This is a genomic window from Pseudomonas sp. G2-4, assembly GCF_030064125.1.
Classification (GTDB): Bacteria; Pseudomonadota; Gammaproteobacteria; order Pseudomonadales; family Pseudomonadaceae; genus Aquipseudomonas.
Genome location: NZ_CP125957.1, coordinates 4,866,266 through 4,884,372, shown reverse-complemented (window position 1 = coordinate 4,884,372; position 18,107 = coordinate 4,866,266). Strand labels below are relative to the sequence as shown.

General features: G+C 55.4%; 10 protein-coding genes. 8 read left to right on the top strand and 2 right to left on the bottom strand.

Annotated elements, in window-relative coordinates:
- Positions 1-171 precede the first annotated feature (171 nt).
- The 5 genes from QNH97_RS21280 (at position 172) to QNH97_RS21260 (ending at position 13,327) form a co-directional block, all read left to right on the top strand.
- Positions 172-2,613, top strand: a complete 2,442-nt coding sequence (locus QNH97_RS21280) for a hypothetical protein (RefSeq protein ID WP_283553774.1) — start codon at positions 172-174, stop codon at positions 2,611-2,613.
- Between the two features lie 122 nt (positions 2,614-2,735).
- Positions 2,736-4,196: a hypothetical protein gene (locus QNH97_RS21275; RefSeq protein WP_283553773.1), complete on the top strand. Its 1,461-nt coding sequence runs from the start codon at positions 2,736-2,738 to the stop codon at positions 4,194-4,196.
- Between the two features lie 97 nt (positions 4,197-4,293).
- Positions 4,294-6,723, top strand: coding sequence for a hypothetical protein (locus QNH97_RS21270; protein WP_283553772.1), 2,430 nt, complete (start codon positions 4,294-4,296; stop codon positions 6,721-6,723).
- Positions 6,710-9,604: a hypothetical protein gene (locus QNH97_RS21265; RefSeq protein ID WP_283553771.1), complete on the top strand. Its 2,895-nt coding sequence runs from the start codon at positions 6,710-6,712 to the stop codon at positions 9,602-9,604. Before QNH97_RS21270 ends, QNH97_RS21265 begins: the two co-directional genes overlap by 14 nt.
- Before the next feature lie 66 nt (positions 9,605-9,670).
- Positions 9,671-13,327: an RHS repeat domain-containing protein gene (locus QNH97_RS21260; RefSeq protein ID WP_283553770.1), complete on the top strand. Its 3,657-nt coding sequence runs from the start codon at positions 9,671-9,673 to the stop codon at positions 13,325-13,327.
- A 177-nt stretch (positions 13,328-13,504) separates the two neighbouring features.
- On the opposite strand, the gene QNH97_RS21255 is transcribed toward QNH97_RS21260, so the two are convergent.
- Positions 13,505-13,780, bottom strand: a complete 276-nt coding sequence (locus QNH97_RS21255; protein ID WP_283553769.1) for a response regulator transcription factor — start codon at positions 13,778-13,780, stop codon at positions 13,505-13,507.
- A 450-nt stretch (positions 13,781-14,230) separates the two neighbouring features.
- Between QNH97_RS21255 and QNH97_RS21250 the strand changes: the two genes are divergently transcribed.
- The 3 genes from QNH97_RS21250 (at position 14,231) to QNH97_RS21240 (ending at position 16,631) form a co-directional block, all read left to right on the top strand.
- Positions 14,231-14,635: a MarR family winged helix-turn-helix transcriptional regulator gene (locus QNH97_RS21250; RefSeq protein ID WP_283553768.1), complete on the top strand. Its 405-nt coding sequence runs from the start codon at positions 14,231-14,233 to the stop codon at positions 14,633-14,635.
- A 61-nt stretch (positions 14,636-14,696) separates the two neighbouring features.
- A complete protein-coding gene (locus QNH97_RS21245; RefSeq protein ID WP_502944551.1) occupies positions 14,697-15,896 on the top strand; it encodes an MFS transporter in 1,200 nt (399 codons plus the stop codon).
- A 183-nt stretch (positions 15,897-16,079) separates the two neighbouring features.
- Positions 16,080-16,631, top strand: a complete 552-nt coding sequence (locus QNH97_RS21240; protein ID WP_283553766.1) for a glutathione peroxidase — start codon at positions 16,080-16,082, stop codon at positions 16,629-16,631.
- A gap of 89 nt (positions 16,632-16,720) precedes the next feature.
- Here the strand turns inward: QNH97_RS21240 and QNH97_RS21235 are convergent, their stop codons facing one another.
- Positions 16,721-17,995, bottom strand: a complete 1,275-nt coding sequence (locus QNH97_RS21235) for an OmpP1/FadL family transporter (protein ID WP_283553765.1) — start codon at positions 17,993-17,995, stop codon at positions 16,721-16,723.
- Positions 17,996-18,107: the final 112 nt, after the last annotated feature.

The following is an 18,107-nucleotide window of genomic DNA, read 5'->3' as shown; positions in this document are numbered from 1 at the left end:
GTGCAGTTTGCCTACCTAGCAGAACTGTTAGGCAGCAGGGTAGAAAAAGAGAGGCGACGTGGTCCGGCCCCCGTCCAAAACCATCGAAACCTAGTAGTTCTGTTAGTGTTCATTGTTGTGTCGCGGGGGTATAACACAGTTGTCTGATTGACGCGGTTCCATGAGAGCGACTTGAACCAATTATCAGGTCGGATCATGGCCGTTTCGATGTTATTAACACCCTATGAAGGTCCGATCATGCCTCGAGAATCAGTGGCCGCTTTCGTATCCTGGCTGGAAGGGAAACCTCGAACCATGGGGTGGGACGCCATTCTGGCGTATGACCAAAGCAAAACCAATACACTATTGCTTCAAGAATACTTTCAACGATTTGACAGTGACCAGTACTTCAAGCCACTTACGTTTCTTGTCGAGTATTCATCAAGTCAGTGGGACTATTTATACGACTACCTTCTCGATGCGCCACGCTTGTCGTTCGAAACATCCAGCATAACGTCATCTGAAGCGACCCTGACCATGCGTATTATTGGCGGGACGCAACTTACCCTTAATCAGGAAGCCGGTGAGCGTGTCAAGTCCGTGACCCGCATAGGGTTGGCGGATGCGCTGAATGGTCCTCTCCTGCGCATGGCCATTCAATTGCTGGGTAAGCCAGGCACGTTAGACACACTCGGCCGTGTGACGCTGGACCTTTCAAAAGGCACCCACTTGTACGTCACCGTCGGCGACAGCATGGAGCAGGATCTGATTGCGGGTCGAAAATTCCAGGAAAAATTCGACGCATGGTGCGACGAACAGAAAGTATTCGAATTGAATACCTTGACGCGTGAACCCTCTGACTTGCTGCAACCCGAGAAATTTTTCCTTCGAACCCATCCAGCGCCGGGCGGGGATGAGCGTAATGCGCCCAATTTTGGCGAAGGCGAGGTGTTGATATTTATCCTGATGAAAGGGGGCGGCCCGGAAGAAGAAGCCGCTATTCCACCGTCGAACACTGGGATGCATTATTTGATTCCCGTGGGCGGCGGGGACGAGCCGTTGTCGGCGACGCTCCTGTTGGGTAACCATTTCTTGCTCAAGCACATTGTTGCCGATGGGTTCCAGCGGATTAACGAAGCCCCCATCGAGGTGGTTTCAGAAGGGGTGGCAGGAGAGCATATCCAGTCGTTGAGCCCGGCGGATGGGGCACGCAGGGCATCGGTGGCTACCCAAACCGGCGTGCCCAATATCAAGAGCCTTGCCTTGCCATCCGGCTTCACATTGCCATTCTCAAAAAAAGAAGGGACTACGGTGGTGTGCGAGTTCTTCGCCAGAATAACCAAGGACCTACTGGTGTTGCGCTGGGAAGGAAAACAACCGACACCGGTTAATGTAGTGACCAATAATAATGAACCGGTCGCGGGTTCAATGACCGTGAAGTGGCGTTGGCAGCAAAACTTCAAGTTTTCCACAGCGGCGGATGGCCAATTGTCGTTGAAACCGGAGACCGCCCAGGAGAATTTGAAGATATGCAAGGTATCGCCCGACACCTTCATCGGTAAACCCCAGGTCGAACCGCACCTGGGACCGATTATCGAGCGCATCGAGTCGTTACTTAGAGCAGTGTTGGACGACAGCTTCGAGCGTTTTACCTCTACGGTCCCGGAGATTGATCTCTTTCGACTCAATGGCCTGTTATTTCGCACGCAGAATGCAGTGCGACCGAGTTCCGGCTACTTCACCGGTGATCTGGCGTTGTTAGGCAAGGTGGCGCCGAGCCTGACTAATTTTGTCATCAGCCCGATCGAACCTGTTGTCGGACCTCGGGGAAGGGTTTCATTCGAGACGGAGCCTGCCGCGACCGGGTTGGTCTGGAGTGTCATGAACTTGCCTGGTGAAACCGGCGACACCGGTACTATCGATAGCGGCACTGGCGTTTATGTCGCTCCCAACGACGCCAATATCACGGGCTACCAGAAGCGTGTGCTGGTTACGGCCCGGGCGGGCAACGGCAATAGCAATCGGGCACTGGTAAGTATCGTCAAACGCGATATAAGCATCGATCCACTGGTGTTCATGGTAACGGCAAGGTCCGAGGGGGATCAGATCTCGGGCTACAGAATGTCAGGCGCTGCTTTGGACGGTGCTGAACTTGTTTACAGGCTGGCTAACGGGTCGACCGCCAAAATCGAAGATGAGCCTGAGCCGACACCGGGACTTGTCAATCAGAAGCGCTTTATTCCGCCTATTCGTCAAGGCGGTGTCGCCGTTACGCTCGAAGAAATTGAGATGACCCGGGAATCCGGTGGCTCGTTACAAAAGTCAATCGCGGTCGTGATGCATCAATCTTCTGATTATTTTTTTAGAACGGAAATAGTCAGCCATTCGCTGCTGTTGAAGTTCTTTTACCGGAACAAGGACGGTGACGAAGTTCAGGTGCCCCTTCATGAAACTACGTTCACAAAACTGTATGGCGAAGGTTTTCTTTCGCATGATGGTCGTTATGATCCCTCCGCAAGCCCAGTGGCGAAGTTTGCGATCCTGATGGCTGAAAGAGAGGATGATGAAGAGTGGAAGTTTGCCTGTCTTATTGTGCCGTTGCCGCTTATGGATGTGCAGAATCTTAGGCCGTAGCGCATATCGGATATGGATAATGTAACGCTATGAGCGGATCGCCAGAACCTATCAGTTCTGCTAGTAGGCATCGTTTCGGATAAGGAGTAAAAAATAGCTACAGCTTAATGGAGTTAATAGATATGGTGTCCTCGGAGAATCTGCTGCCCGTCGCGCACATCAAGGAGTCCCATGATCTTCACTTGAATCCGCGCACGATCGGGCCAACCGTGACAGCGTTGATTGCACCGTATCGGGCGATGCACGAAGACGACGTAGTCACATTCAAGTTTGAAGGATATGACGACAGGGGCGATTTGGATGAGGTGTGGGAAACACCGAAAACCTTGACGGTCAATGATATAGAACGACCGCTGGTCTTTAATATTCCTCGGAACCAAATTGACTTTATCGAGGGCGGTCACGCCCTAATCAGCTACACCGTGAAATATTTCGGTACTGATATCTTTGGGCCATCTGCTGTACAGACAGTGCGTATTGTTGCACCGACCACGCCATTGCAACCGGCCATTCATATCGAACAATTATTGGGTGATACACTCGATCCTTCGCAGTTCCCTGACGGTATCACCTTGCGAGTAACCCCTTATACGGATGCCCATATCAGCGATTACGTATTGCTGTATTGGTGGACTTCCGACCTGGGTAAACGTGTTTACCAGTCCCTGTTGCTCGACTCTTCGAATATCCAGAGTCAGGTCCTGCTGTTTCGGCTGCCTGCCCAGGCATTGCTGGACAGTATTGGGCAGGAAGTTCAGGTGTTTTATCAGTTCGCGCGGGAAGGGGCGGCGCAGACTTCACAAGTGCTGGAGCTGAAGGTACGTGGAGCGTTGGATTTGAAGGCGCCATCGGTCGAAGGCGCTACCTCCGAAGGGATGCCCGGTGACAACGAGGCCTATCTGACCGCCACCGCCACGACACAAAACGGTGCGTTCGTCACTCTGCCACAATCGCTGGTGATTGGGGTGGGGGACCGGGTTGCGGTGCACTGGCAGGGGGATCCAGCGGGAGGTGAGCATATCGCCCCAGAGCCCTATGACCCTGCCAATCCCCGGCGCTTCCAGGTGCCGATCAATGCTATTGCCGCGAATATGGAAGCAAACGATAACGAAGAAACCAAGCGCTTTCCCGTGTTTTACCGGTTTACCCCTTCTGGTGAGCCCTATCAGGATTCTGATCGATTGCAACTGCGTATCAAGCCTCTATCACGGGATGAATATCCAAAAGTTCAATGCACCGACCTGGTGGGTAATACTCTTTCATTGAAATCTGTCTCAGATGAAAAGGGTGCGAATCTTACGCTAGGGAAATGGGTTTTTATTGCACAGGGACAACTGTTAACTATCCGTGTTTGGGGGGTCGATGTTTCTACCACTTCGATCTATATCGATGTGCGTACTCCAGCCGTGCCTGTCACGGCCACAGAAGCCTCGAACGGCATTATCGATCAAAAGTTACCGAAGTCTTTTTTACGGCAGTTGAAGATGAGGTCCAGCTTCAGGCTGACGGCCACCGTGAGTTTCGATGGAGGGAAAAGTTTCTTCAATTTCCCAACGCTGGACAATCTTATGTTGATTGAATAAGGCGCAGATCTCGATGCCGAAAGAAGCAGCCGGGCCACGTACGGGTCGGCTTGTTTGAACACTGTTCATTGGCCCATTACTGGATGAGGCAACTATCATGGCACGCGAAACGGTAGAGCAGTTCGTTACCTGGCTGGAGACGAAACCAAGAACTTACGGGTTTGATGCGATTCTGGCTTATGATCAAAGCAAGACCAACATGCTATTGATGCAAGAGTATATCCAGCGGTTTACCGGTGACTCCTATTTTGACCCTATCAGTTTCGATACCGAGTACGGTTCGGATACTATTTGGAGTTATATCTATGACTATATTCTCGACGCGCCGCGATTGTCGTTCGAAACAGCAGAGATAGCGGCTTCTGAAGCGACCCTGACCATGCATATTGTTGGCGGAACAGAACTCTCCGTGAGTAAAGGAGTGGGGGAAAGGGTTAGAAAGATTACACGGTTGCGGCTGGCGGATGCGGTGAATGGTCCTTTGCTGCGCATGAGTATTCAATTGGTAGGTAAACCAGGCACGGTGGATACACTCGGCCGCGTTACGCTGGATCTCTCAAAAGGTACCCAATTGTATGTCACTGTCGGCGACAGCATGGAGCAGAATGTTGAAGCCGGTCTGAAATTTAAAAAAGAATTCGATGCCTGGGACGAGGATCAAAAAGTATTCGAATTGAATACCTTGATACGTGAGCCCTCGGATCTGCTCCAGCCCGAGGAATTTTTCATTCGAACCCATCCAGCGCCGGGCGGCAATGTTCTGAATTCGCTCAACTTTGGCGAGGGTGAGGTCTTGGTATTTATCCTGATGAAGGGGAGAGACGAGGAGCAGGAGTATTCTATTCCGCCCTCGAATACCGGGATGCATTACTTGATTCCCTTGGGAGGCGGGGATGAGCCGTTGTCGGCGACGCTCCTGTTGGGTAACCATTTCTTGCTCAAGCACATTGTTGCCGATGGGTTCCAACGGATTAACCAAGCCCCCATCGACGTGGTTTCAGAGGGTGTGGCAGGCGAGCATATCCAATCATTGACCCCGGCGAGCGGGTCGCTCAGGGCGGAGGTGGGTGTCCAAACCGGCGTGCCCAATATCAAAAGCCTTGCCTTGCCATCCGGCTTCACATTGCCATTCTCTAAAAAAGAAGGGACTACGGTGGTGTGCGAGTTCTTCGCCAGAATAGACAAGAACATACTGACATTGCGCTGGGAAGGGAAACAAGCGACGCCAGTCAGTGTGGTAACTAATGCGAATGTAACAGTCCCCGGCTCGATGACTGCGAAGTGGCGTTGGCAGCAAACTTTCAAGTTCTCCACAGCGGCGGATGGCCAACTGTCTTTGAAGCCGGAGGCCGCCCCGGAGAATCTGAAAATATGCAAGGTGTCGCCCGACGGGTTCATCGGTAAGCCGACGGTCGAACCGTACATCGGCCCGATTCTCGAACGCATCGAGTCGTTACTCAGGGTGCAGTTGGACGAGAGTTTCGATCGTTTCACCTCTACCGTCCCGGAGATCAATCTCTTTCGACTCAATGGCCTGTTATTCCGCACGCAGAATGCGGTGCAACCGAGTTCTGGCTACTTCACCGGAGACATGGCGTTGTTGGGCAGGGTTGCCCCGAGTCTGACCAATTTTGTCATTGATCCGGTCGAACCGGTCATTGGGCCTGAAGGTGAGATTTTATTCGGCACCGAGCCCGCCGCGACCGGATTGACCTGGAGTGTTGCTAATTTGCCAGGGGAAACCGGCAATCCCGGCACGATCGTTAGCGGTACAGGTTTTTACACAGCTCCCCCCGACGCTGACATCACCGGTTACCAGAAGCGTGTGCTGGTCACGGCACGGGCAGGAAACGGCAATAGCAGCAGAGCGTTGGTGAGTATTGTCAAGCGCGACATAGGCGTCGATCCGTTGGTGTTCGTGGCGACGGCAAGATCCCAGGGGGAGCAGGTATCGGGCCACAAAATGTCAGCCGCTGCTTTGGATGGCTCCGAACTTATCTATCGACTGGCGGACGGGTCGACGGCCGACATCCGGGACGAGCCTAATCCAATAGAGGGGCTTGAGCACCAAAAGCGCTTCATTCCGCCTCTATTCCAAGGTTCCGCAGACTCACCCATTAGCATCGAAGAGATCGACGTGCTGCGCAAATCAGGCGAAGGGCCGGTACAGAAGTCAATCGCGGTCGTGGTACATGATAGCTCCAACTATTTCATCAAAACGGTGACCGGTGCTGATGAGCGAACGCTGACGGTGAAGCTGTTTTACATAGACAAGAATTCGAATGAAAAAGAGGTCCCCACTGACGAAATCGAGTTCACGAAACTCTACGGTGACGGCACATTGTCAAACACTGGGGTGTATGAATTACCGGCCGCCCCCAGCGCCAAGTTCGCGGTGCTTCTGGCCGTAAGAGAGGACGATGAAGTATGGAAATATGATTTCCTGATCGTGCCCAATCCCATTGTTGATGTGCAGTCATATACCCCACCTGCAAAACGGCGAGGAAATCACCATGTCTCTGAATAACTCCGCAGACAGTCCAAGGGTAGGGCATTCCAAAGCCGAGTTGCTTGAGATACTTGCGCGAGGCAACGTGACTCGGAAATGGGGGGCAATCGCGGCCTTCGACCGTGCCCATATCAATCAGATACTGCAAAAACAGTATCTTTCCCACATGAACGACTTAAGTTTTCTGGTGCCTTTCAACCGCCGTTTCTTTACCGACGCGGATGAATTCGAAGAGATCGAGCTGGAGCGTCTGGTACTGGGTGAACCGCGCCTGTCTTTCGAGTCTGCGACCTTGGCAGACTCCCGGGTGACCCTGACGATGAACATTATCAGTGGTGCCTATACCTCAACGAGCCTGGTACCGGCGAAACCGCCTATCGTCCGCGAAAGTTTCCACTTCCGCGAAGACATGGGCTATCAGGTGCAAATGACCGTCGACCTGACGATGGCGCAGGGAACAGTTGATGACCGCGGTCGGGTCTTGCTCGATTTATCCGAGGGCTTCGACGTTACATGTAACCTGGGTTCCGGTTGGTATTCCCAGCACCGTATCGGTGATGCGATTAAAGTTTATCTGGAGGAGCATCCGGCTTATCGCAAGACCTTCGTGCTGGGCATCATTGATTACAATGATTACAGCCCGCTGGCGCCTCGTTCATTCTACCTACGCACACAGGCCGCCCCAGGGGGGGCGGATAGCCGGTCGGCGAACTACGGGGATGGCGCCTTGGTGATGTTTATACAACTCACCTCCAACCCCGAGGAAGGGGATCTGCCTCTGGACGATCGCAGTTTTACTTATTTAATCCCCAACGATCTGGAGAATGGGCAGCCCAAGTACTCAGGTGTCGTGGTGGTGGAGAAACGGCTCATCCCGTTTGTCGATGAGGGAGCGCTGGATTTGCTCAAGCACCTGCTGTTTCCCAATAGCTATGTCTTTACTAACAGCGAGCCACCCCACACCCCCCATGACTTGGTGGTATTTGGCACTATTTCGCTGACGTCGGATGCGCGGATTATCGAGCCTGCCCGCGTCGCGGTGAAGGGCGGCGTGCCGACCCGTTTCAACGTCTTCAGTGGTGCAGGTGGTGCTCCAACGCCGACCCGCTGGAGCGCCAGTAGCCTTGATAGCCCATTGCTGGTCGGCTCCATGGTGGGAAACACTTATACACCGCTGGCTCCAGCATTGATGGGACACAGCCAACAAGTGTCGGTGGTGACGGCCCATTACACCGATGGCCAAGGTGAGCGCAGCTATTCCGGGCTGGTGGTGGAGTCCTACCAAAGCATTGTGATCTCTCCGCGAATTTACACCTGGGGAGAGGGGATGGGCCCTCTCCACCTGAAGGCCTCCAGCTTGGGAACCCATCGATTGGAGTGGTCGCCGGTAGGCGATGAGAAGGGGGATTTGACGCAAATCGACAGTTACAACGCTGTTTTCACCCCTCGCAATGAGCCAGGCCAACCGGTATGGATTCAAACCATTGAGGTGAAAGACACTGGCACGGGGGAATTTGCTCGGGCAGCGGTCATCATCATCGGGGCGCCGCAGAGTCTGCGGATCCTGCCGTATCATGTGCCCACCGTGACCGCATCAAGTTCGATCCAATTCAATATTGCGAATCTGGCCGACCCGAGCCGTGCGGATTGGGAGGTTTATGGCGAAGGCACTATTTCCTCGGATGGGGTATTCACACCGCCTGTATCGAGCACGACGCCGGTGAGTGTCGTGCTCGGTGAAACCAGTGATGACGCCTGGGGCTATGCCATCGTGCAGTTGGTCGAGCGCCAGCGGGAAACGCCGCGATGGACAGAGCTGAAAGCATTCGCAATCGAAGCCTTGGGCACGAGGCAGTGCTACATCAATGGCATGCAGCAAATTCCAATTCGAATCAAGATTGAAACCCAGCAAACTGCTTCTGGGGACGATATTCCCTTGAGCGATGTCGAGTTGTCGACTTTGAAGCTTGTTTATCTGGGCGGTGCGGAAGTCCCTTTTATTGAGGCGGACCAGGAGGGGATCGAGGATAACGAATGGGATTGGGCGGTGAATGTCCAGCGCAACCGCTTCAGGTTGAACTCCTCGGGCGCCGTCAAGAGCATCGACCCTGACTTCCCTTTGGAACTCCGAAATGACCGGACACGCTATCGGTACCTGTATGTACAGTCGACATTGGAGGGGACCATGGAGTTTTATGCCTGGTTCAAAGGCGATGATAACCGGGAATGGCCCTCTACCAAGGAGATTTGGGACGACAATACGATTCAATTGCGCGGCGTCGTACCTCCAAGGCCGGTCACGAGCGGACCCAATACCTACTATGACTTCGTCCGGGTGCGCGCGCATACAGGTGCGGGTGAGGAAACCTCCGATGATCCATTCTCTTATGTGTTGGATTCAATCGACTATTGGAAATTTGGTTATCGACGCCAGGGCATAGAGCCCGTAGGAATGGCAACGCTGAAGATTCTGGATAATGCGTCGACCTTGCAATATGAATCGGAGCAGTTGGATGAAACCTTCGCCAGTTTCACCGGCTATGGTTTTTATCCTCAACCTTTTGGACGAGAGGACAACCCGCCCACTGGGTTAGTGTTCGATGCTTACTTCAGAGCCATGTGTCATACCCTGAACTACAAACAGCCCTCTACTGATTTTGTAGAGCAATATCGTCCCGGGCGGGGCGAGCTTCTTGTCAGCTTGCATCGGGTCCCGGATATGCCCTACTGGCATGACAGCATGGCGGAGGATCCGCTCATGCATTATCGCGAGCGACTGGATGGGGCCGTACGGTGTTTGATGCGGGACGAAGAGGGGAATACGCACCGGTTCGATGTGAGTTTTGACGTTCCGAGCCGCGTAGACAGCCGTAACAGGCTGCTGATCAACTTCCAATAAGCTGAAGGCGACACATGGAAGAGTCGCCTGCTTGTTTCTGCAACCTGTTCGGGAAGCGAAACCACCATGACCACTTCGACAGTTGTTCACTCCAATGCTTTCAACTTCATGAGTTTCCTGTCCGCCAGCGTCGACCCGCGCACCGGTCAGTACACCATCGCCATCGATCTGCCGGAACTCAAGACCAACGACCTTTGCGGCCCCGCCGTACCGCTGAAACTGGTGTTCAACCCACTCAACAAACTGGACTCAGGTTTTGGCGTCGGCTGGAACCTCAACCTGTCCCAGTTCACTCCCGGCGACCGCATCCTCGCCCTGTTCACCGGCGAAACCTTCAAGGTCACCGGCAGCGGCACCAAGCCTGAGATCAAGGAAAAGAAACTCGACAGTTTCCACTTCTTCAACGACGGCAACGACATCTACCGCGTCGTGCACAAGGCCGGCTTGATCGAAACCCTGAAGGTCGGTGGCAGCGGCGATGGAGAGGTCGCCCTGCCCGTGCAGATCCATGCCGCCTCCGGGCACAAGGTCGATTTGTCCTACACAGGCTTTGGCAACGGTCAGCGCCTGGAATCGGTCAGCGACGACTTGGGCGCGCTGCTGCAGATCAACCGCTCCAGTGATGACTCCTGGGTCGAGTTTCTCCTGCACCCGGAGGCCGGCGCGGACGGCAAGCCGCTGGCGCGTTTCGAACTCAAGCTGAACCCCAGGCGTGAGGTGGTCGAGATCATCCTGCCCACCGTGGAAAAGGCCAGCTGGCGTTTCGACTATCAGCAGGTGCGCGGCCTGAGCTGCATCACCGAGGTCAAGACCCCGGCCGGCGGGCGCGAAGCCATCGAATATCTCGACGACGGTCATCCTTACCCGGGCAATACCGGGCGGGTGAACCTGCCACGGGTCACTCGCCATCAACTCTTCCCCGGCTGTGAGCAACCGCCGATGGAAGTGACCTACGAGTACACCCTGGAAAACTTCATCGGCAACGGCTCCAACATCAATTGGGAAAGCAACGGCCTGGACCAACTGTACAAAACCGATCGCAGTTACACCTACGGCTCTACCGCCAAACATAAAGTCGGCGGCGGGACTATGCGCACGGTGCAGCGCACCTTCAACAGCTTTCACCTGCTCACCGAGGAATGCACCACCCAAGGCGATTGCGTGCAGCGGCTGATCAACACTTATCACACCGTCGAAGGGACCTTCGAGCAACAGCCGGCGTATTTCCAGCTGCCCAAGACCGTGGAAAAGCGCTGGGAACTCATCAGCGATGTTACCCAGGCCCGCAGCGAAACCCTGACCACCGACTACGACAACTTCGGCAACCTGCTGGAGGAATCCGAGCCTAACGGCGTGCGCACCGTGTACGAATACTACCCGGTCGGTGGTTACGTGGATGACGACGGTGATGTGCACTGCCCCAAGGATCCGCAGGACTTTGTGCGTAACCTGCGCAGCCAGACGGTGTACCCGGCTGAGGGTCATGAAGGCCAGGCGCCGGTCCTGCGCACCCGGTATCGCTATGTGGAATTGCCGCCGCTGGAGAACACCCTGGATGAAGGCGACTTGCTCACGTCTAGTGAAGTGCTATTGGAGGTTCGGGGCGCTGTGGAAACAGAGCAGCATAAAAGCCTTTTTGATTATTTTGACGCGCCCAAGGAGGCCTTTTTCCATGGCCGAGCCCTCCGACAATCCGAGCTGAGAAATAGCTGCACTACAACCACGGAGTTTTCTTACAGGAAGGTCATTGGAGCGCAAGGTACTGAAGTGTTGCAGACCCTGGAAATCCTGACAGGCTTCGATCATGGTGGGCCGGACCGAAATGGTAAAGCCCGGAACGTGCAAAAAATCGTCACCTCACAACATTCTTTGATTCATGGTCAGGTACTGCTCAGTCGCGATGACAACGATGTTGAGATTGCCACGACTTATGATGCGCTCCAGCGAGTGACCAGTGAAACCGTAGCGCCGCAAACCGAGTTCGAAGCCACGCGTTTTTACACCTACGTCCTGACCTCACTGGATGGTCAACAGGCAATGCAGTTGCTCACCGACGTCAAGGGGGTGCAGACCCGAAGCTTTTTCGATGGCCTGAACAGGGTGATTCGCGAGGATCGTCAGGATGTTGATGCGGACCCTGTGCGTAGGCCATGGCGACAGATCTATGCGGCTCAGCATGATGCCCTTGAGAACCTGATCGAAGAAACCGAATTCGATTGGCTGGAAACCCAAACGTTACCGCTGGTCAGCGTCTATGAGTTTGATGATTGGGGGCAGCAGTTCTGTGTGACAGGCCCGGACGGGATCAAGGCGTTCGAAGTAACCGATCCGATTGGTGACAGGGTTGTTCCGATTGTATGTGCCTGGCGTCAAGGTCCTGGAGATGAGCCCTTGCGCACCGGGGTGGAAAAGACTTGGTTGGGCAAATTCGAAAAACCAGATCGTGTCGAGCGCCTTGATCTGTCAGAGCACGTGACCAGCGTGCATCGCTATGATTATGACGGTCTAGGTCGCACAGTACGAGAGACCGATGCGCGAAATGCCGTCACCGAGTATGACTACGATGCCTACGACCGGATGACAGTGACTGTTTTGCCCGATAAGGCGCAAGTCGTGCGTGCCTATGCTGAGCATAGTAGTGCGGACCTGCCCACGAAGATCTGCGTAGATGACGTGGTTTTAGGTGAGCAGTGTTTCGATGGTCTTGACCGTATGATCCTGTCAGATACCGGCGGCCGTATTCGTCACTTGTTGTACGAACCTGGCCAGGCCCAGCCAGCCTCGATAACTACCGCTTCCGGGCAGGAGATTCTCTACGAATATGTGCCGCAATTGGGTGAGGAGCCAAAGCGCCGGCGTTTGCCGGGCAGTGATTCCAATTATATTTATGACAAGCAGAACGCTCGCTTGTTGAATTGCGAGGAAAGTGGGCTAGAGCTGACGCGAGAGTATTTCAGCAACGGGGAGTTGAAAAGCGAAACACGCCGTGAAAGCAGCCAGCAATACCAGATGAGCTATGTCTACAGCTTTCGTGGCCGGCTATTGCGCTACACCGATGTATTAGGTCAGACCCAGCGCTACGATTATGATTTAGACAAAGCAGGCCGTTTGAAGTCGACTCGGCTTGGCACGACCTTTTCGCAATTCACTTACGATGATCTGGGGCAGATTCAGGTCATTGAAACCCAGGACGAGGTGCAAGGATTGCAGTTGCGCATTACCCTGGAGTACGACGCGTTTGGCCGTGAGGTTCTGCGCAAGTTTGACAGTGGAGGCTGGCATCAGGAACTGCTGCAAGAGTACAACGCGGTGGATGCGCTGGAGCATCGTTGTTTGAGTGAAGGTACCGAGATCTTGCGTGATGAAAATTACGAATATGATCTGCGAGGCCGTTTAACCAAGTACCTCTGCACGGGTACCCAGCCACCGATTGATCCCTATGGCAAGGCGATCGAGCAGCAGACGTTCAGGTTCGATAAATTGGATAACCTGACCCGGGTGCTTACGTATTTTCCGGGTGATCGCAACGACGCCAATTACTTTTTCGAGACCAGAGATCCGGCGCAACTCAGCAGGGTGACCAACAGCCATGATGATTATCCCCAAGAGATTCCACTTCATTACGACGCCGATGGCAACATGACCCGCGATGAATGGGGGCGCCTGTTGGATTATGACGCGTTAGGGAGAGTGGTTACAGTCAGTGGCCCGTCGGCTGTATAGCTATGACCCAGCCCAAGCAGTAGGCATCACGTCGATAGCGGAGACAATTGGAGGGGGGGAGCGTTGGTTATGGTTATAGGGTGCTGATTTTAAAAAAGCTCGCGTAGCTTATTTATGTGTACCCCGTTTTCGAATGAGTTGGATGGCGTCTCGACCGCCGAGACGCCATCGAAGCGCTCAAATCAACCCCCGCTCCCGCGCAATTTTCCCCGCCAAATGGCGCGAACTGACACCGAATTTCCGACGGATATTGTTGAAATGATAATTGACGTTGGCCTCGCTGCAATCAACGATCACGGCAATCTCCCAGGAAGATTTGCCGGCCTCGCTCCACTGCAGGAACTCTCTTTCCCTGTTTGTCAGTCGGACGGTTGGAGGTTGTTTGCTCTCCAGGGGTTGAAGGCGGGCCTGGTAGGGCGATGAGCTTCTGGAAACAGCGACAGTGTGGTGCATGAGGAATCTCCCATTCATCATCATTGATGGCGTGGGGGCGGCGCAATCTACCTACGGCTGGATGGCATGGTTCGCACGGCCCTTCTTCAGGCCCTGGACAGGGCTGGAGGCACGGGTTCGTTATAGCTCGATTCAAACCGTCTGAAACCTGTCAGAGATGACAGGTGTTGGACGTTGAGTGATGAGTGGTTGTGAGGGATTATTTGTCTAACTTATTGATATTTATCATGTTTATTCAGGATTTGGTGGGTTCATTGTGGCGAGGGGATTTATCCCCGCTGGGCTGCGCAGCAGCCCTCAGACCAGCCACCTCGGTGTGTCAGGTTGACTGCATCCAGCCCTTCTTGGGGCTGCTGCGCAGCCCAACGGGGATAAATCCCCTCGCCACAGGGTTCTGTGTTTCCCCATTTAAAATTTGCATTCCCTCAATCACGGGTATATACACGCACCATGCTTCCTTCCCAATGCTTGTGCATCAACCTGCGTCGCGCCGCGCGTGGCGTCAGCAGGTATTACGACGGCGCCCTCGACGGCTTCGGGATCAACGTTGCCCAGTATTCTTTGCTGAGCAACCTGGCGCGCCTGGACCAGCCGAGTATCTCTTCCCTGGCCGAAGCCATGGGCCTGGACCGCAGCACCCTGGGGCGTAACCTGCGGGTGCTGGAAGGCGAGGGGCTGGTGGCGCTGGCCGAGGGTGAAGACCTGCGCAACCGCATCGTCGTCCTGACCGACGCCGGGCATGCCCGGTTGGCGGCGGCGTTGCCGGCCTGGGAGGCGGCGCAACAACGATTGATCGAAAAGCTGGGGGCCGAGAAGCGCTCGGCATTGCTGGCCTTGCTGGATGAACTGGCGTGAAGCCGGTTCGTTCGATGACAAGCGGGTATATACCCGCGAGCGGAGAATAACAATGACATCGATGTGGCGTACCTGTGGTTGGGTCCTGGTGGGCAGCGCGCTGATCCTGGCGTTATCCCTGGGCGTGCGGCATGGCTTCGGCCTGTTCCTGGCGCCCATGAGTGCCGAGTTCGGCTGGGGCCGCGAGGTGTTCGCCTTCGCCATTGCCTTGCAGAACCTGATCTGGGGCCTGGCGCAGCCGTTTACCGGCGCGTTGGCCGACCGCTTCGGTGCGGCGAAAGTGGTGCTGGTCGGCGGTGTTCTCTACGCCATTGGCCTGGTGTTCATGGGCATGGCCGACTCGCCATGGTCGCTGTCGTTGAGTGCGGGTCTGTTGATTGGCATTGGCCTGTCTGGCACGTCGTTCTCGGTGATCCTCGGCGTGGTCGGGCGAGCCGTGCCGGCGGAAAAACGCAGCATGGGCATGGGCATCGCCAGTGCCGCCGGCTCCTTCGGCCAGTTCGCCATGTTGCCCGGCACGCTGGGGCTGATCGGCTGGCTCGGTTGGTCGGCGGCCTTGCTGGCGCTGGGCTTGCTGGTGGCGTTGATCGTGCCGTTGGTGAGCATGCTCAAGGACGTGCCGGCGCCGCTGCTGGGCCACGAGCAGACCTTGTCCGAGGCGTTGCGCGAGGCGTGCAGCCATTCGGGGTTCTGGCTGCTGGCGATTGGTTTTTTTGTCTGCGGTTTCCAGGTGGTGTTCATCGGCGTGCATTTGCCGGCCTACCTGGTGGACCAACACCTGCCGGCCAGCGTCGGGACCACCGTGCTGGCCCTGGTCGGGCTCTTCAATATCTTTGGCACCTACACCGCCGGTTGGCTGGGCGGACGCATGTCCAAGCCTCGGCTGCTGACGGGGTTGTATCTGGTGCGAGCGGTGGTGATCGGCTTGTTCCTGTGGCTGCCGGTGACCACCACCACGGCCTATGCGTTCGGGATGGCGATGGGCTTCTTGTGGTTGTCCACCGTGCCCTTGACCAATGGCACCGTCGCGACCTTGTTCGGTGTGCGAAATCTCTCGATGCTCGGTGGGATCGTGTTCCTGTTCCATCAGTTGGGTTCGTTCCTCGGTGGTTGGCTGGGCGGGGTGGTGTACGACCGCACCGGCAGCTACGACTTGATCTGGCAGGTGTCGATCCTGCTCAGCTTGTTGGCTGCGGCCTTGAATTGGCCGGTGCGGGAGCGTCCGGTGGCGCGCCTGCAAGCTCAGGCCGGTGCGGCATGAGTCGCGTCGGTCCGTGGTTGGTCGCGGCCGGCGCTGGCCTGCTGCTGGCGTTCGCCTGGTGGGGCTGGCATCAGGGCGGGTTGGCCTTGATGCAATTGGGTATGGGTAACTGCTGAGCGGTGGACGGAGTCAGGCGCTGCGGAGTAACGTCGTGGTCTGAGGTGCTTTCAAGGAGATTGCGAAATGTCGATACGCTGGCTTGCTGTTCCCGCTCTGTTGCTGGCTGTGACCGGGCACGTATGGGCGGCCGATTGCCCACCGTTGCTGGAGGGTTCGTTGCCCAAGCTGCGGGCCAAAGAGACCATCGACCTGTGCCAACGCTTCGCCGGCAAGCCACTGGTGGTGGTCAACACCGCCAGCTTTTGTGGCTTCGCCCCGCAATTCAAAGGCCTCGAAGCGCTTAACCAGCGCTATAAGGATCAAGATCTGCAAGTACTGGGCGTGCCGTCCAACGATTTCAAGCAGGAGTCCAAGGACGGCGCGGAAACGGCCAAGGTCTGCTACGTCAACTACGGCGTGACTTTCACCATGACTGAACCGCAACCGGTACGTGGGGCTGATGCCATTCCGTTGTTCAAGCATTTGGCCGAACAATCTGGTGCGCCGAAATGGAATTTCTACAAATACGTTGTGGACCGCCAGGGCAAGGTCGTTGGCAGTTTTTCCAGTCGGATCAAGCCCGATGATCCTGAGTTCATCAAGGCCGTAGAGACGGCCATCGCTTCGAAACCCTGACCGTCAGCCACGAAAAAGCCCCGGCTCTTTGCAGAGTGCGGGGCTTTTTTCGTTACAGCGGGCGAGGCGTTCAGCTTCGCCGTGAATCATCAGAAGCGGTAGGTAGCACCGACACCGAAACCGTTGGCGCTGTTTTCGTATTCAGCGTTGTAGGACTGGCCGAATGCATTGCTGCCGCCGACGTTGACTTTTTCTTCCTTGAGGTAAGAGTAAGCCACGTCAATGGTCAGGTCTTCGGTTGGGCTCCAGCCGGCACCCAGGCTGAAGATGGTCCGATCGCCGGTCGGAATGCGTGGCGAGCGGTCCAGGTTGTTGGTCGGCGACTGGTCGAAGGTCAGGCCGGTACGCAGTACCCACTGTTTGTTCAACTGGTAGGAGGTACCGATGGCGTAGGCCCAAGTGTCATGCCAGTTTTGTTCTTCGGTGATAGTGCCGAGAGCAGGGTTCACAAAGCCGCCGCCAGTGCTGGTGCCTTCGTTTTCCACAGTGATTTCTTTCAGGCGACTCCAGCGAGTCCAGGTGCTGCCGGCGTAGACGGTCCAGGCATCATTGATTTGCTGGGTGACGGAAAAGTCCACCGACTCAGGGGTGGTGATGTCCAGCGAAGCGTCATAGCGTGCGCTACTCAGCACGGGAGCAGGTGTGCCAGCACCCGGATTCACTTCGGTGTGACCGTCAAGCTTGTACTTGACCTTGGAATGGTAGGTCAGGCCTACACGAGTGGTGTCGGTTGCCTGGACCAGCACGCCGATGTTATAGCCGTAGCCAATGTCGTCACCCTTGATCTCTACGCCGGCCTCGGGCAGGCCCGGTACGCTCAGCGACGATTCCAGGGCGCCAGAAATCCGGTTGATAGTCGGGCCAAAACCAATCGACACCTTGTCATTGAAGGCATAGCTGATGGTTGGCTGGAAGGTCACGACCTTCACTTCGCTCTTGCTGCCGAAGTTACGGCCCTGGAAGTTGTTTTCGTAGTCGGTGATCAGGCCGAACGGTGCATAGACACCCAGGCCGAAAGCCCATTGATCATCGATAGGCTTGACGTAATAGCCCATCGGCACGCCGGTGAGCGGCACCATGTCGCCCTTGTTGGTACCGGATTGGGTGCCGCTGGCATCGTTGATGTCAGTGGAGGCGTCAATGGCGGCGAAACCACCGGTGACTTGCTGGCGCTTGAGGCGCGACATGCCGGCAGGGTTGCCAAATACAGTGCTTGCGTCGTCGGCAGAGGAAGAACGACCCGCGAAACCAGTGCCCATGCCACTGATGCTTTGTTCGTTCAAGGCAAAGCCACTGGCGAAAAGTTGCGTGGATGCCAAGGTCACGGCAAGGCCAAGGGTGGTTTTGAGCATGATTTTTTTCATTGTTAGAAACTCCTGATGATCACCGGGGCGAAAATTACCAACATTTTCGTTCAAGCGCTATAGCCCGTTTCGCTTGATTTAGAGTGGTTTTGTAGGACAATCCGACCAAATT

Excerpts from the sequence above, each read along its gene's own strand:
- QNH97_RS21240 (WP_283553766.1), top strand. The coding sequence starts at position 16,080 with ATGTCGATACGCTGGCTTGCTGTTCCCGCTCTGTTGCTGGCTGTGACC.
- QNH97_RS21245 (WP_502944551.1), top strand. The coding sequence starts at position 14,697 with ATGTGGCGTACCTGTGGTTGGGTCCTGGTGGGCAGCGCGCTGATCCTG.
- QNH97_RS21250 (WP_283553768.1), top strand. The coding sequence starts at position 14,231 with ATGCTTCCTTCCCAATGCTTGTGCATCAACCTGCGTCGCGCCGCGCGT.
- QNH97_RS21270 (WP_283553772.1), top strand. The coding sequence starts at position 4,294 with ATGGCACGCGAAACGGTAGAGCAGTTCGTTACCTGGCTGGAGACGAAA.
- QNH97_RS21235 (WP_283553765.1), bottom strand. The coding sequence starts at position 17,995 with ATGAAAAAAATCATGCTCAAAACCACCCTTGGCCTTGCCGTGACCTTG.
- QNH97_RS21260 (WP_283553770.1), top strand. The coding sequence starts at position 9,671 with ATGACCACTTCGACAGTTGTTCACTCCAATGCTTTCAACTTCATGAGT.
- QNH97_RS21255 (WP_283553769.1), bottom strand. The coding sequence starts at position 13,780 with ATGCACCACACTGTCGCTGTTTCCAGAAGCTCATCGCCCTACCAGGCC.
- QNH97_RS21265 (WP_283553771.1), top strand. The coding sequence starts at position 6,710 with ATGTCTCTGAATAACTCCGCAGACAGTCCAAGGGTAGGGCATTCCAAA.
- QNH97_RS21275 (WP_283553773.1), top strand. The coding sequence starts at position 2,736 with ATGGTGTCCTCGGAGAATCTGCTGCCCGTCGCGCACATCAAGGAGTCC.